The organism is Meridianimarinicoccus sp. MJW13 (genome assembly GCF_014901205.1).
In the GTDB taxonomy this organism is placed as follows: Bacteria; Pseudomonadota; Alphaproteobacteria; order Rhodobacterales; family Rhodobacteraceae; genus Meridianimarinicoccus.
Genome location: NZ_JACNMU010000003.1, coordinates 427,100 through 441,185 on the forward strand (window position 1 = coordinate 427,100; position 14,086 = coordinate 441,185).

Genomic DNA, 14,086 nt, shown 5'->3' on the forward strand with positions numbered 1-14,086 from the left:
AGATCACATTTCTTACGGAGAGATGACATGGAGCCTGGTCCGATCATTGCGGAACGTTGGCCGAACCTCATGCCCGAACTCCGTAGACGGAGCACCATCGATCCGGGCTTTCGAGAGCTTCTTTCCGACTACAGGGAAGCATGGGAAGCACTTGACCGATGGCGCGCAATCGACCCGGAATCGTCGTGTCGGATCGCGGATTACGACAGGCTCGTCCGCGAACTCGAAGCCGAGATCGAAAAAGAGCTGGCAAAAGATGGCATCCCCGTGCGGACGGAGAGCGCCGGGATCAGAAACCTCTGACGGAGAAATTCATATGCAAACTTCCGGAACCCAAACCGGCATGGCGGGGCGCGCGCTTGCGCTTGGGGTCGCCTTTGCCCTTGGCGGACTCGGAGCGTCGCAAGCCCTTGCGCAGGACGATCCTGCCGGCAGCAAGCCCAACATCCTCCTGATCGTCTCGGACGATACCGGCTGGGGCGATCTCGGTCCCTATCTGGGCGGTGCCGCGCGCGGCATGCCGACGCCGAACTTCGACAAGCTGGCCGAAGAAGGCATGTTCTTCACCAACTTCTACGGCCAGCCCTCGTGCACACCGGGCCGCGCGGCGATGCAGACCGGGCGCAACCCGAACCGGTCCGGCATGACCACCGTGGCCTTCCAGGGCCAGGGCGGCGGTCTGCCCGAAGCGGAATGGACGCTGGCTTCGGTGCTGAAAGAAGCCGGGTACAAGACCTATTTCACTGGCAAGTGGCACCTGGGCGAGTCTGACTATGCGCTGCCCAACGCGCAGGGCTATGACCAGATGAAATACGCGTTCCTCTATCATCTAAACGCCTATACCTACCCCGATCCGGCCTGGCACAAGAACATGGGCGACGACCTGCGCGCCGAGTTCGCCAAGATCACCAAGGGGTCGCTGTCCGGCAATGCCGGCGAAGAGGTCACCGAGGATTTCAAGGTGATCGGCGACGCGGACACGCCGGATCAGGGCAAGGTCGGCATCAAATATCTCGACGCCTATGTCGAAAAGGCCGCCTATGAGTTCCTTGAAGACGCCGCCAAGGATCCGGACACGCCGTTCTTCATCAACGTCAACTTCATGAAGAACCACCAGCCGAACCTGCCGCACCCGGATTTCGAGGGCAAATCGATCTCGAAGTCGCCCTATGCAGATGCGGTGGTCGAACTTGACGCGCGCGTCGGCAACGTCCTGAACAAGCTGGACGAGCTTGGCCTCAAGGACAACACCGTCGTGTTCTACACGGTCGACAACGGCGCCTGGCAGGATGTCTACCCGGACAGCGGTTACACTCCGTTCCGCAGCACCAAGGGCACCGACCGCGAGGGCGGCAGCCGGGTTCCGGCCGTGGTGCGCTGGCCTGCGCATGTTCCGGCAGGCACCAAGAGCGACGACATTCTCGGCGGTCTCGACCTGATGGCAACCTTCGCAGCCCTGGCCGATCAGACGCTGCCCGAGAAAGATCGCGCCGGCGAGCCGATCATCTTCGACAGCCACGACATGACCCCGGTCTGGACCGGCAAGGGCAAGTCTGACCGCAACGAGTGGTTCTACTTCACCGAGAACGAACTAACTCCGGGTGCTGTCCGCGTCGACAACTTCAAGTACGTGTTCAACCTGCGCGGCGACAATGGCGCCACCACCGGTGGCCTTGCGGTCGATACCAACCTGGGCTGGAAAGGCGCCGAGAAATACGTCGCCACTGTTCCGCAGGTCTTTGACCTGCTGGCCGACCCGCAGGAACGCTACGACATCTTCATGACCACCTTCACCGAGAGCACCTGGGCAATGGTCCCGGCCAACGAGGCGATGCAGGAGATCATGAAAAGCTATGTCGAGTATCCGCCGCGCAAGCTGCAGAGCGAGACCTATACCGGTCCGATCACGCTGAGCGCGTATCAGCGGTTCAAGCATGTTCGTGACGAACTTGCCAAGGATGGTGTCAGCATCGGCCTGCCGACCGGCAACTGAGGCAACACCACACACGGGGCGGGCCTTGACGGGCCCGCCCTCTCTCGCGTCCACTTGACCTCGTACCGGACACGCAAAGGCCAATCCCAAAATGAAATTTCTTGCCTCCACCCTTGCCGTATCCCTGGCATTCGCGCTTCCCGCGATTGCCCAGGACGATCCCCTGCCATCGTGGAACGACGGCGACACCAAAAGCGCCATCATCGCGTTCGTCGAGAGCGTGACCGACGACGACAGCGACACCTTTGTCGACGAAGACGCACGGATCGCGACCTTCGACAATGACGGCACGCTTTGGGTCGAGCAGCCGATGTACACCCAGCTTGCCTTCGCTTTCGACCGGGTCAAGGCCATGGCCGACGACCACCCGGAATGGAAGACGACCCAGCCGTTCCAGGCCGTTCTGGAAGGCGACATGAAAGCGCTTGGCGAAGCCGGTGATAAGGGTCTGCTGGAAATCGTCGCCGCGACCCATTCCGGCATGTCGACCGAAGATTTCGCGTCGATCACCACCGATTGGCTGGCCACCGCGAAACACCCGAAATTCGACCGGCCCTATACCGAGCTGATCTACCAGCCGATGCTGGAGCTGCTCGACTACCTGCGGGACAATGATTTCGAGACCTTCATCGTTTCCGGCGGCGGTATCGAGTTCATGCGCCCCTGGACCGAAGAAGTCTATGACATCCCGCCGCAACAGGTCGTCGGATCGTCGATCACCACCGAGTTCAAGATGGTGGATGGCAAGCCGGTGCTGATGCGCACCGACAAGATCGACTTCATCGACGACAAGGCCGGAAAGCCCGTCGGCATCAATTCCCATATCGGCCGCCGACCTATTGCCGCCTTCGGCAATTCCGACGGCGATTTCGAGATGCTGCAATACACCACCATCGGCGCCGATGGCCCGCGTCTTGGCGCCTTCGTGCACCACACCGACGCCGACCGCGAATACGCCTATGACCGCGACACGCATTTTGGCAAACTCGACAAGGGCCTTGATGCAGCTGCCGAAAACGGCTGGCTTCTGATCGACATGAAGAACGACTGGAAAACGATCTTCCCGAACTGAGCCCGCCGCCGGTTGCCGCGCATCAGCAGGCGATCGGTGTCATGACCTGCACGGCTGCGCCCCGGCTACTGATCCAGTGGACGGGGCGTTTTCCGTTTGGGGTCGCGCCCGGATCGTCATCGCAAGGGCGGCGACCGCATCCACACCGCGCTGTCGTGGAAACCCATGCACCTGTGGCGCCACACTCGGGATGCCGCTCCGTATGTGATGAAGCGGCAGCGCCCGGTCCCTCTGCGTTTGCGCCCAAATTTGTTGACTGCGGGGCCTTTGCGACCCCTGCCTGGACATTCCTGCCGATGCCTCCAGTCGGCCAACGGTTCCCTGAAAGGGGCGTTCGACAGCATCAAGGGCGATCCCATGTGGCTGCCGCCCGAGCACCGGGTGGATGCCTGGTAGGGCGCCTGCGCTGTTTTGGGCAAGGGGCGCGGGGGCGCACGGCCCCTAGAGTTGTCTCGGCAGACCGGACCGGGGAGCGCGATACTGATCCCGGCAAAAGATGAGGCACGGCCCCGATGACAACACCCAAACTCTCTGGCAACCGGCGCGGATTTCTTGCCTTGGGCGGCGCTGTGGCCCTGTTGGCCGGGGCGCCCGCGTTGTGGCGGGTCTTCGCGCCCTCCCTGTCGGCCCCGCCGCATCCGTCGGTGCCGGGGTTCTTCCAGTTGGAACAGGCGGCGGTGACCGGGGCCTTCGATCCGCTGGTGGGCCTTCAGGATGGCCCCCGGATCGAGGCGGCCGAGATCCCCGATATCTGCGCCGCGCTGTTCCGCACACCGCGTGACGGGCGCGTGCCGCTGGCGTTCTTCACCGACATCAACTGCACCTATTGCCGAACCATGGAGCCGTGGATCACCGCGCTGGACCCGGCAACCGTGGCTCTGACCGTGCATGATCTGCCATTGCTGGGCGCGGGTTCGGTGGCGGCGGCGCGGGCCATCCTGGCGGCAGAGTACCAGGGAGCCTCCTCGGCGATGCGCACCCGGCTGCATCGCACCCGTTTTCAGCCCGACCCGGCCTATCTGACCGCGCTGGCCGAAGGCCTGGGGCTGGACGCCCCACGGCTGTTGCAGGACATGGACCGCCCCGAGGTGACCGCGCGCATCGCCACCAGCCTTGGGTTGGCGGCCCGCTTCCAGATCCCCGGCACACCGGCGCTGGTGGTGGGGTCGGTGCTGGCCGTGGGCAACCGCAGCAAGGCCGAGGTTCAGGCCCTGATCGATCAGGCGGACATCGGCGTCTGCACCTGAGGCGCGTCAGTGGGCAAACCGGACGCCACCGCCTGTCCCTCAAGCGCCGAGCGTTGCGCCGCCTGCCCCATCAGCACCGCGCGCATCCCGTCGTCGAAGCCGACCTCGACCGTTCCCTGTCCGCGCAGTACCTGCAGGAACTTCTGATGCTGGTAGAAGGTGGAGCCGTTGTGATCGCCCGCGTCCAGCAGCGCCTCGTCGACCGGGATCTCCAGCATCTGCGGCCGCTTGGGACGGCGCGGCGATACGATCACCCGTGACACCGGCGGCGGGCCAAGGTCGGCAGGCCAGAACCGGGTCGGCCCCGGCACCTTGGCCTCGATCTTGCCCAGCGGACCGAGGGCGGTGATCTCTTCCTGAAACTCGGAGCCTTCCGCGAACATGCACAATTCCAGCATCCCGCGCGCGCCGTTGGCGAAATCCACGATCACATAGGCATTGTCCCAGATGTCGGGCGGGCCCGCGGCCGGGTGTTCGGCCTTGTGGTTCACGTCCTGCGCGCCCGAGGCCATGATCCGCACCGGCTCGGCCCCCACCACCAGCCGCATCAGGTCGAAGAAATGGCAGCATTTCTCGACCAGCGTGCCACCGGTGCGGGCGTTGTAACGGTTCCAGCCGCCGACCTTGTCGAGAAACGGAAAGCGATGTTCCCGGATGGTCAGCATCCGCACACCGCCGGTAACCTCGGCCACCTTGTCGATCAGCGCCGCGATGGGCGGCATGTAGCGATACTCCATCGCCACCCAGATCGGTGCCGGATAGCGCGCGTGCAGCGCCGCCAGCCGGGCCGCATCGTCAGGATCGGTGAACAGCGGCTTTTCCACCAGCAGCGGCAGCGGCCGGGTGGCGGCGATCTGCTCCATCTGCGCCACGTGGCAGTCGTTGGGGCTGACGATCACCAGTGCATCCAGATCCGGCAGGGCCAGCAGATCGGCCAGATCGGCCACCGCCACGGCCCCCGGCACCAGCGCCTGCGCAGCACCGCGCATCCCCGCATCGGGATCGCACAATGCGGCCACCTCGGCACCGTCCAGAATCGCGATGTTGCGGATATGCTCCTGCCCCATCATCCCGCATCCGATGATGCCATAGCGCATTGGCGTCATGCCTGCTCTCCTAGCTGTTGCGCGCCACATAGCGGGCGCGGTCGTGGTTGAACCAGGTGCGAGAGACCTCGGGCAGTGCCCCGTCGCTGGTGCGACTCTGGCGCAGGACGTGGCCGCAGACCGCGCCCTCGTCACAGCCGGTGTCCTGCCCCCAACCGGGCATGGCATCGACGCCGATCCGATCCTCGATGGCGGTGATCCAAAGCCCAAGGGTTTCCCGGTAGTAAAGGTACAGAGATTCCGACAACGCCTGCGCATCCAGCCGGTCGGTGATCTCCCCGTCGAGCCAGATCTCCTCTGCTGCAACGGCGCGGTCATCCAGATAGCGCAGGCGGCGAATGCGGTGCGCGGTGTCCGAGCCGCCAAAATCCGGCAGATCGGCAGGCTTGGGCAGGCGCGTCACCGACAGCACGCGGGCCCGTGGCAGCCCGCCGCCGTCCAGCCGTTCCAGCCGGAAGAAGGCATAGATCGACCCGCCCTGGTCAGTGTCGAGAATATAGTTCCCCGACCCCTGCCGACGCTCCAGAATGCCTTGGCGCTCCAGCCGTGCCAGCGCCTTGCGCAGGGTGCCGACGGCAATGCCCATGCCATCCGCCATCTGCCGTTCGGGCGGCAGGCGATCGCCGACGCGCAAGCGTCCGGCCGTGATTTCACGCACCAGAAACTCGGCAATTTGCAGATACTTGGGCAGTGCTGCACGATCTGCCACGCCATCCCCCTGTCGAATTGATTTACTATTGATGCATCAATTGCGCGATGCTAGGCAAGAAGAAACAACCGGGGGGAAGTCGATGACGGTGGTGCCAGTCACATCCGCAGATCTTGATGCATCCGAGGTGTCGTGGTTCTCGGCCCTGTGTTCGGACGACTACCGCTTGCTGGGGGTGCCCGAGGGCGATCTGCGGTCCAGCTTTGCCCATTGTTCATCGATCCTGAAGGAAGCCGAAGCGCAAGGCTTCCGCAACATCCTGTGCCCGTCCTCCTACCAGGTCGGGCAGGACACGCTCAGCTTCGTGGCGGGGTGCGCGCCGATCTCCGACCGCATCAACATGCTGGCCGCCGTGCGCTGCGGCGAGATGCAACCGATCATGCTGGCCCGCACCATCGCCACGCTGGACCACATGTTGCAGGGCCGCCTGACGGTGAACATCATCAGCAGCGATTTTCCCGGCCAGAAAGAAGACAGCAGTTTTCGTTACCAGCGTTCCCGCGAGGTGGTGGAGATCCTGAAACAAGCGTGGACGCAGGACCAGATCACCTACAAGGGGCAGGTCTATGACTTCGAGGGGCTGACCACCGATCCCGCGAAACCCTATCAGACCGGCGGGCCGCTGCTGTATTTCGGCGGGTACTCTCCCGACGCGCTGGACCTCTGCGGCCAGCATTGCGACGTCTACCTGATGTGGCCGGAGCCCAGGGACCAGCTGGCCGAACGCATGAAGGCGGTCAACGCCGTGGCCGAGAAATACGACCGCACGCTGGACTATGGCCTGCGGGTCCACACCATCGTGCGCGACACCGAAGCCGAGGCCAAGGAATACGCCGAACACCTGGTGTCGAAACTGGATGACGAATACGGCAAGCTGATCCGCGAACGGGCGCATGATTCCGGCTCGCTGGGCGTTTCGCACCAGGCCCGCGCCCGCGAGCTGGCCGACAAGTTCGGCTATGTGGAGCCGCACCTGTGGACCGGCATCGGTCGCGCCCGGTCGGGTTGCGGTGCGGCCCTGGTCGGATCCGTCGACCAGGTGCTGAGCGAGATCGAGGCCTATCGCAAGATGGGCATGCGCGCCTTCATCTTCTCGGGCTACCCGCATCTGGAAGAATGCAGGATATTCGGGGAAAAGGTTCTACCTCATCTCAAGACCTGTTCGCTGCCCCACGCCTATGGCCGGGTGCCGGACAAGACCCCGATGACCCCTTTAGGAGCCGGAGAGCGCAAGTAATGGATCGTGTTTCCCTGTCCCCGACGCTGGACCTGTCGCGCATCGTCTATGGCATGTGGCGTCTGGCCGATGATGACAACATCTCGCCCGCCCATGTGCAGGCCAAGATCGAAGCCTGTCTTGCGCAGGGCATCACCAGTTTCGATCAGGCCGACATCTATGGCGGCTACACCTCGGAAGCGGTGCTGGGCAGCGCCCTGCGGGCCGCCCCGGCGCTGCGCGACCAGATGCAGATCATCACCAAATGCGGAATTGTGGCCCCGGCGGGACGCTATGCCGACGCGCGGGTGAAATACTATGACACCTCGCGGGCGCACATCGAGAAATCGGTGGAGTATTCCCTGCGCGAGATGGAAATCGAGCATATCGATCTGCTGCTGATCCACCGCCCCGATCCCTTCATGGATGCCGATGAAACCGGGGCTGTGCTGGATGACATGGTGGCCTCGGGCAAGGTCGGGCATGTGGGCGTGTCGAACTTCCTGCCGGCGGATATGAACCTGCTGCAATCGCGCATGTCCTCGACAATGGTCACCAACCAGATCGAGATCAGCCTTCTGGCCTCGGACCCTTTCCGCAATGGCGCGTTGGCCACGCTGATGCAGGCGGGCGTGGCGACGATGGCCTGGTCGCCGCTGGCCGGTGGTGCCTTGTTCGCCCCTGAAAACAGCGCCTTGCACGACAAACTTGCAACATTCGGCGAAAAGCATGACGTCGATGCCAGTGCCGTGGCGGTGGCCTGGCTGCTGGCGCATCCCGCCCGCATCCTTCCGGTCATGGGCACCAACAGCCTGGCACGGATTGCACGTTTGTCCGAGGCGTGCAAAGTGGAGATGTCGCGGGAAGACTGGTTCGACTTCTACACAGCGGCCCTGGGACAAGAGGTGCCCTGAGCATGGACGGGAGCAGCGCGATTTCGATAGAGACATTCCAGCCCGCACCCGATACGCAACGGGCCTATCGCACCGCGCTTGGCTCGTTCGGCACCGGCGTCACGGTCATCACCACGACCACCGACCTTGGCCCCTGCGCCATCACCGTCAACAGTTTCGCCAGCGTCTCGCTGGACCCGGCCCTTGTGCTGTGGTCGGTGGACAAGGCTTCGGACCGTTGCGCCGCCTTTGCCGAAGCCAGCCACAGCGCGATTCACGTCCTGGAACGCAGCCAGCAGGATCTGGCATGGCGTTTTGCCCGCGACGGCTTTGATTTCGCGCAGACCGACTGGCAGCCCGACGGCAATGGTGTGCCCTGTCTGGACGGTTGCCTGACACGCTTTGATTGCGAAACCGTGGCCACCCATGATGGCGGGGATCACATCATCCTCGTGTCGAAAGTGTCCAGCGTCTCGGCGCGCCACGGCCTGCCCCTGCTGTTCGTGCAGGGCAAATTCGGAAGTTTCTCCACCTCCTGAGCATACGGGAGGGGAGTGCAAGGGTCGCAACGTCGGCCCGATCAGGGAGGATCACGGCGGATGCCCATTCTGCTGGCGCTGTTGCGCCCGTTCGAGATCGTCAACACCGCCATGGGGCGGCTGGGCCGGGGCGTGACCGTGGTGGCCATGGCGCTGATGGTGATTGTGATCCTGATCCAGGTGGTGTTCCGCTACGTGCTGAACAATGCCCTGCCCTGGCCCGATGAGGCCGCGCGCTTCCTGATGCTGTGGATGACCGGGCTGATCGCGCCCTACGCCTTTCGCCGGGGCGGCTTCGTTGCCATCGACATGGTCGAGCGCGCCCTGCCAAAACGGCCGGCGGCCCTGTTGTCGCTGGTCCTGCTCAGCCTGTCGCTGGTGGTGCTGATCGTCGGCGTGCGGCTGGGCTACAACCACACCATGTCGGGCTGCCTGTTCAAAAGCTCGACCCTGTGGATGCCCTTCACCTTCAGTTTCGCGATGCCCCTGCCCGGTCTCGACATGTCGCTGACCCTGTGCACCAAGGCGGATGCGGCCTTTGGGCTGACATGGGGCTGGGCCAAGATGCCGCTGGCGATGATGTATGCCTCGCTCTACGTTGGGCTGATCCTGCTGGTGCTGGTCAATGTCGAATTGCTGCTGCGCGGGCTGGCGACCCTGCTGGGCCGCGAAGATCACCTGCGCCCGCTGCCGCGCGATGTCGTGGAGGCCGAGTGATGCTGATCTGGTTCCTGCCCGTCTTCCTGATCTTCCTGATGGTCGGCCTGCCGGTGTTCTTCGCGCTGCTGGTCGCCCCCGGCCTGCTGTTGTGGCTGAACGGGCAGGAACGCGACATCGCCCTGCTGTATCGCAACGTCTACAACGGCATGGACAGCTTCCCGCTGATGGCCATTCCCTTCTTCATGCTGGCGGGCGAGCTGATGAACCGTGGCGGCATCACCGAACGGCTGGTGGAATTCGCCCAAGCCCTGATGGGCCATCTGCGCGGCGGGCTGGCGCATGTGAACGTGCTGTCGTCGATGCTGTTTGCCGGGCTGTCGGGATCGGCGGTGGCGGACACCTCGGCGCTGGGGTCGATGCTGATCCCGGCGATGGAACGTCAGGGCTATACCCGCCGGTTCGCCGCCGCCATTACCGCGGCCAGTTCGGTGATCGGCCCGATCATCCCGCCCTCGGGCATCATGATCATCTATGCCTATGTCATGGGCGAAAGCGTGGCCGCGCTGTTTCTGGCGGGCATCGTGCCGGGGATCATGGTCGGGGTCGGGCTGATGCTGATGGTCAAGGTCATGGCCGACCGCTATGACTTTCCCATCGCCTCGGCCAAGACCACGTGGCGGCAACGCGGGCAAGCCAGCCTGCGCGCCTTCTTCCCGCTGATGACCCCGGTCATCATCCTGGGCGGCATCCTGGGCGGCGTCTTCACCCCGACCGAGGCCGCAGCCGTCGCCGTCGCTTATGCCACGTTCATCGGCTTTTTCATCATGGGCAGCCTGAAACTGTCGGAACTGCCCGACGTGCTGGCGAAAGCCGGGACAACCTCGGCGGTGGTGCTGCTGCTGGTCGGGGCGGCCATGGCCTTCAAGACCGTGGTCAGCCTGTCCCATGCGCCCGAGATCCTGGCCGAATTCATCCTTGGCCTCAGCCAGAACCCGCTGATCCTGCTGTTCCTCATCAACCTGCTGCTGTTCGTCGTCGGCATGTTTCTGGACGCAGGCCCGGCGATCATCATCCTGGGGCCGATCCTGGGGCCGATCTTCGTGGATCTGGGCGTTGACCCGGTGCATTTCGCCATCATCATGAGCGTCAACCTGACCGTGGGCCTGGCCACGCCGCCCATGGGGCTGGTGCTGTTCGTCGCCTCGTCGGTGTCGGGCGAACGGGTCGAGACGATTTCCAAGGCCATCCTGCCGTTTCTGGCCGTCGAGGTGGTGGTGATCTTCCTGATCACCTTCGTGCCGGCCTTCTCGATGACCATCCCCCGCCTCGCGGGCTTCGTGAACTGAGCAACCAAAACAACTACAGGGAGAGAGACATGCTCAAGAACCTATCCAAACCGCTTCTGGCTGCGGCCCTTGCGGTCACGCCGATGGCGTCCATGGCGGCAGACTACACGCTGCGCGCCACCGCGAATTCCAACGAGAACGATGAAGACTATGACGGTCTGGTCGTGTTCAAGAATTATGTCGAGGCCGCGTCGAACGGCGCCATCGAGGTTGAGCTGTTCATCGGCACGCAGCTTTGCTCGAAAGGCGCGGAATGTCTTCAGGGCATCGCCGATGGCTCCATCGACATCTACATCTCGACCTCGGGCGGCGCGGCGGGGATCTTCCCCTATGTGCAGGTGTTGGACCTGCCCTATCTGATGGCCGACGACCGCATCGCCGAAGCTGTTCTTCAGGGCGATTTCACCCGGACCATGCGCGACATGGCGCTTGAGGATTCCGGCGGCACCATCCGCCTGATGACCATCGGCAACACCGGCGGCTGGCGCAACTTCGCCAACACCAAGCGGCGGGTGCAGACCCCGGCCGACATGGAGGGGCTGAAGATCCGCACCGTGGTCGCCGACCTGCCGCAGGAACTGGTGCGCGCGCTTGGCGCCTCGCCCACCCCGATCCCGTGGCCGGAACTGTTCACTTCGTTCCAGACCGGCGTTGTCGAAGGCTCCAAGAACGGCATCACCGACATCATGGGCATGAAGTTCCCCGATGCCGGCCTGCAATACGTCACGCTGGATGGCCACGCCTACATGGGCGCCCTGTGGTGGATGAACAACGCCCGCTTCATGGAGATGCCCGAAGACCTGCGCCGCGTCGTGGTCGATGGGTTCTACGCGCTGCAACAGGCCACCTTCGCCTCGCCCAAGCGCAAATCCATCGCCGCCTATGAGGAATTCGTTGCCGGTGGCGGCGACCTGTATGTGCCGACGCCCGAGGAAAAGGCTGCGTTCAAGGACGCCGCCGCACCGGTCTACGATTGGTTCAAGCAGAACGTGGAACGGGGCGAGCCGATCTTCACCGCCCTGACCGAGGCCGTGGCCGAGGCCGAAGCGGAACTGGACGCCGCGCGCAGCGCCGACCTGCAATAATCCCCCCAGCGGGCCAGCCCGGCATCGGGTTGGCCCGCGACCCTGCTTGACGCGCACGTAACGCTGCGTCACACCCCGTTATTCTCCCCTTCACTCCATTGAGCGCATGCTCAGCAGCGCCCATATGAAGAGTAGAACGAGGAGAAACCGATGACCTTCAATCGCATGGCATTTCTGGCAGCCTTTTCCGCCCTGACCCTGGGTGCTGCACCGGTCGTGGCAGCCACTGTTGTCGCGGATGAAGCGGTATTGGGCGAGTTTGGCAACAACCCCAAACAGTCCGCCATTTTCGACAAGGACGTGGGCACCGTGATTGGTGGCCAGAAGAACAATGGCGACAGCGATTTCCTGTTCTTTGACGGGTTTGAAGACGGCACCACCTCACTGGACTTCACTTTCACCAATGTTGGCGGTGACTGGGGCGGCCTGAACCTGCGCATCAAGGACAAGGCGTTCAAGAACAAGAACGACTGGTGGCCGCTGGAATTCTCGGGCACCTACGCCGGCCTGACCGACAGCAATCCGCTGAAGATCTCGTTCGCGCTGGACGGCTACACTGGCCCGCTGGCCGTGGCGATCGACTTCTTCCACGCCGATTTCAAGAACGGCAATGGCGTCGGCTACGTCATCACCAAGGCAGGTGGCCTGCCGCCGAGCACCGCGCCGGCACCAATCCCGCTGCCCGCAGGGCTGCCGTTGATTGCATCCGGGCTTGGCGCGCTGGTTCTGGCACGGCGCTTTCGCCGCAAGAGTTGACGATCTGGGCCGGGGCCCCCTCCTCACCCCGGACGGATCCGATCAGGCAGGCCTCACGGCCTGCCTTTTCTTTTCGGGAACCGGCGCGCGGGGCATCAGACCTGCCGCCGGCGCCGCATCCAGCCCAGCCCGACAAGCCCGGCCAGCCCCGATCCCAGGGCCAACGCCGCAGGCGGCACCGGCGCCGGGTGGACGGATTCGAACCGGATATCGACCCGTTCGAAGATCGTGTAGCGATCATTGTCCGGATCGATCAAATGGGTGTCCACATGGGTTCCGAACTTGCCAATGAACGTATCGTAGTGGCCCGGCGACGGCCCATCGCCGGCGCCCGAGACATGCGGTTCATCCACGTTGAACAACCAGACCCGGATCCGCCGCCCATCAAGCTGAGGCACCTTGTTCCCGTTCTGGTCGTACTTGATGCGCAGATAATCCGACGCGGTGAAGCTGAGGGCCGGTGACATGTACAGGCTGATCCCCTCGTTTGCATGCGGGTGGGTCAGGTGCTGGTAGGAAATGGGCGTGAAACTCATGGTTTCGGACCCGGCCTTGCTGGCATCGCCCGAGAATGTTACGGACCCTCTCACTTCCCAGTACCCGCCCCCCAACGTAAACGGCACGGTTTCGGTATAGGGTCTCTCCGGGCGGCTGCTTTTCAGCTCGATCCTGAACTGGAAGGCGGATCTGTAGACCTCATCGGTATTCGGCGTGATCTCGGTGGCGGACATCACCACGGCCATTGCGGCCCCCGGCCAAAGCAGCGCCACGAGCAGTAGTATCCTCAGCATCCCACGTCCCCCTGATTGTGCGGATGGGACACGGCGGTACGGGTGCTTGGGGCTGTTGAACCCCGGTCCGCCTGGGCCGTGTCTGCCTGACATTCTGCAACCATAGCGGAAAATGGCGTTTGGGTCACGCGACCCGCATAAGGCCGCGCTTGACAGCAGCGCCCGGGCGGTCCCCCCTAGCGGAACGGATACATCCAGACCCGGTAATCATCGATCATCACATGCGCCTGCGCGATTTCCTCTGCCGTCATCTTCTTGACCACCTCTTCCTGGCTGATCGCCGCGTCGGGGTCGCCGCCGATGGCGGACAGCACGTACCACGCATAGGCGCGCACAAGGTCGGGGGCGGGCATGCCGCGACCGACTTCGTAGTACCAGCCGACGCCCGATTGCGCGCCGGGATGGCCCTTCATCGCCGCCCGCAGATACCAGTCGAAAGCGCGGTGGTCATCCCGCGCCACCCCCAGCCCCATGGCATACATGACGCCGATCAACTCTTCGGCCTCGGCATTGCCCGACCGGGCCGCAGGCCACAGCGCGGCGCGGGCGTCCTCGAAGGCGCCGGCCTCCATCAGGTCGCGCGCCTCTTCCAGATCCGCAAGGACCGGTCCGGCCAGCGCCAGACACACCGCAAACGCGGCGGCCCCAAGGCTGTGGTTCTGGGTCATTTCCT

At 63.9% G+C, this 14,086-nt stretch carries 15 protein-coding genes; 11 read left to right on the forward strand and 4 right to left on the reverse strand.

The window, feature by feature from the left end:
* Nucleotides 1–27 precede the first annotated feature (27 nt).
* The 4 genes from H8B03_RS07705 (at nt 28) to H8B03_RS07720 (ending at nt 4,312) form a co-directional block, all read left to right on the forward strand.
* Nucleotides 28–303 carry a hypothetical protein gene (locus H8B03_RS07705; RefSeq protein ID WP_193141133.1) on the forward strand — a complete coding sequence of 92 codons (276 nt, stop codon included), beginning with the start codon at nt 28–30 and terminating at the stop codon, nt 301–303.
* 13 nt (nt 304–316) lie between these two features.
* Nucleotides 317–1,993, forward strand: coding sequence for an arylsulfatase (locus H8B03_RS07710; protein WP_226925766.1), 1,677 nt, complete (start codon nt 317–319; stop codon nt 1,991–1,993).
* Between the two features lie 91 nt (nt 1,994–2,084).
* Nucleotides 2,085–3,065 (forward strand): HAD family phosphatase, encoded by a 981-nt coding sequence (locus H8B03_RS07715; protein ID WP_193141134.1) that lies wholly within the window; start codon nt 2,085–2,087, stop codon nt 3,063–3,065.
* 512 nt (nt 3,066–3,577) lie between these two features.
* Nucleotides 3,578–4,312 carry a DsbA family protein gene (locus tag H8B03_RS07720; RefSeq protein WP_193141135.1) on the forward strand — a complete coding sequence of 245 codons (735 nt, stop codon included), beginning with the start codon at nt 3,578–3,580 and terminating at the stop codon, nt 4,310–4,312.
* Here H8B03_RS07720 and H8B03_RS07725 read toward each other — a convergent pair.
* Entirely contained in the window at nt 4,285–5,418 is a 1,134-nt protein-coding gene (locus tag H8B03_RS07725) for a Gfo/Idh/MocA family protein (RefSeq protein ID WP_193141136.1), read from the reverse strand. The genes H8B03_RS07720 and H8B03_RS07725 overlap by 28 nt on opposite strands.
* Nucleotides 5,419–5,428: 10 nt before the next feature.
* On the reverse strand, nt 5,429–6,127 hold the full coding sequence (locus H8B03_RS07730; RefSeq protein WP_193141137.1) for a GntR family transcriptional regulator: 699 nt from the start codon (nt 6,125–6,127) through the stop codon (nt 5,429–5,431).
* 82 nt (nt 6,128–6,209) lie between these two features.
* Here H8B03_RS07730 and H8B03_RS07735 point away from each other — a divergent pair, with 82 nt between their 5' ends.
* From H8B03_RS07735 to H8B03_RS07765, 7 genes are all read left to right on the forward strand, one after another.
* On the forward strand, nt 6,210–7,364 hold the full coding sequence (locus H8B03_RS07735; RefSeq protein ID WP_193141138.1) for an LLM class flavin-dependent oxidoreductase: 1,155 nt from the start codon (nt 6,210–6,212) through the stop codon (nt 7,362–7,364).
* Complete coding sequence (locus H8B03_RS07740; RefSeq protein WP_193141139.1) at nt 7,364–8,257, forward strand: aldo/keto reductase family oxidoreductase; 894 nt, start codon at nt 7,364–7,366, stop codon at nt 8,255–8,257. Before H8B03_RS07735 ends, H8B03_RS07740 begins: the two co-directional genes overlap by 1 nt.
* A 2-nt stretch (nt 8,258–8,259) precedes the next feature.
* Nucleotides 8,260–8,775, forward strand: a complete 516-nt coding sequence (locus H8B03_RS07745; protein WP_193141140.1) for a flavin reductase family protein — start codon at nt 8,260–8,262, stop codon at nt 8,773–8,775.
* Between the two features lie 60 nt (nt 8,776–8,835).
* Nucleotides 8,836–9,492: a TRAP transporter small permease gene (locus H8B03_RS07750; RefSeq protein WP_193141141.1), complete on the forward strand. Its 657-nt coding sequence runs from the start codon at nt 8,836–8,838 to the stop codon at nt 9,490–9,492.
* Nucleotides 9,492–10,781, forward strand: coding sequence for a TRAP transporter large permease (locus H8B03_RS07755; RefSeq protein ID WP_193141142.1), 1,290 nt, complete (start codon nt 9,492–9,494; stop codon nt 10,779–10,781). The genes H8B03_RS07750 and H8B03_RS07755 overlap by 1 nt, the downstream gene beginning before the upstream one ends.
* Nucleotides 10,782–10,810: 29 nt before the next feature.
* Complete coding sequence (dctP, locus tag H8B03_RS07760) at nt 10,811–11,866, forward strand: TRAP transporter substrate-binding protein DctP (protein ID WP_193141143.1); 1,056 nt, start codon at nt 10,811–10,813, stop codon at nt 11,864–11,866.
* A 150-nt stretch (nt 11,867–12,016) separates the two neighbouring features.
* Nucleotides 12,017–12,622: a VPLPA-CTERM sorting domain-containing protein gene (locus H8B03_RS07765; RefSeq protein ID WP_193141144.1), complete on the forward strand. Its 606-nt coding sequence runs from the start codon at nt 12,017–12,019 to the stop codon at nt 12,620–12,622.
* Between the two features lie 95 nt (nt 12,623–12,717).
* Here H8B03_RS07765 and H8B03_RS07770 read toward each other — a convergent pair whose 3' ends face one another.
* Together H8B03_RS07770 and H8B03_RS07775 are read right to left on the reverse strand one after the other, a co-directional pair.
* Nucleotides 12,718–13,413, reverse strand: coding sequence for a hypothetical protein (locus H8B03_RS07770; protein WP_193141145.1), 696 nt, complete (start codon nt 13,411–13,413; stop codon nt 12,718–12,720).
* Nucleotides 13,414–13,589: 176 nt separating this feature from the next.
* Nucleotides 13,590–14,081, reverse strand: a complete 492-nt coding sequence (locus tag H8B03_RS07775; protein WP_193141146.1) for a tetratricopeptide repeat protein — start codon at nt 14,079–14,081, stop codon at nt 13,590–13,592.
* Between the last annotated feature and the right edge of the window lie 5 nt (nt 14,082–14,086).

Bases quoted from the DNA above. Each gene is read 5' to 3' on its own strand.
- H8B03_RS07705 (WP_193141133.1), top strand. From the start codon at position 28: ATGGAGCCTGGTCCGATCATTGCGGAACGTTGGCCGAACCTCATGCCC.
- H8B03_RS07710 (WP_226925766.1), top strand. From the start codon at position 317: ATGCAAACTTCCGGAACCCAAACCGGCATGGCGGGGCGCGCGCTTGCG.
- H8B03_RS07715 (WP_193141134.1), top strand. From the start codon at position 2,085: ATGAAATTTCTTGCCTCCACCCTTGCCGTATCCCTGGCATTCGCGCTT.
- H8B03_RS07720 (WP_193141135.1), top strand. From the start codon at position 3,578: ATGACAACACCCAAACTCTCTGGCAACCGGCGCGGATTTCTTGCCTTG.
- H8B03_RS07725 (WP_193141136.1), bottom strand. From the start codon at position 5,418: ATGACGCCAATGCGCTATGGCATCATCGGATGCGGGATGATGGGGCAG.
- H8B03_RS07735 (WP_193141138.1), top strand. From the start codon at position 6,210: ATGACGGTGGTGCCAGTCACATCCGCAGATCTTGATGCATCCGAGGTG.
- H8B03_RS07740 (WP_193141139.1), top strand. From the start codon at position 7,364: ATGGATCGTGTTTCCCTGTCCCCGACGCTGGACCTGTCGCGCATCGTC.
- H8B03_RS07745 (WP_193141140.1), top strand. From the start codon at position 8,260: ATGGACGGGAGCAGCGCGATTTCGATAGAGACATTCCAGCCCGCACCC.
- H8B03_RS07750 (WP_193141141.1), top strand. From the start codon at position 8,836: ATGCCCATTCTGCTGGCGCTGTTGCGCCCGTTCGAGATCGTCAACACC.
- H8B03_RS07755 (WP_193141142.1), top strand. From the start codon at position 9,492: ATGCTGATCTGGTTCCTGCCCGTCTTCCTGATCTTCCTGATGGTCGGC.
- dctP (WP_193141143.1), top strand. From the start codon at position 10,811: ATGCTCAAGAACCTATCCAAACCGCTTCTGGCTGCGGCCCTTGCGGTC.
- H8B03_RS07765 (WP_193141144.1), top strand. From the start codon at position 12,017: ATGACCTTCAATCGCATGGCATTTCTGGCAGCCTTTTCCGCCCTGACC.
- H8B03_RS07770 (WP_193141145.1), bottom strand. From the start codon at position 13,413: ATGCTGAGGATACTACTGCTCGTGGCGCTGCTTTGGCCGGGGGCCGCA.
- H8B03_RS07775 (WP_193141146.1), bottom strand. From the start codon at position 14,081: ATGACCCAGAACCACAGCCTTGGGGCCGCCGCGTTTGCGGTGTGTCTG.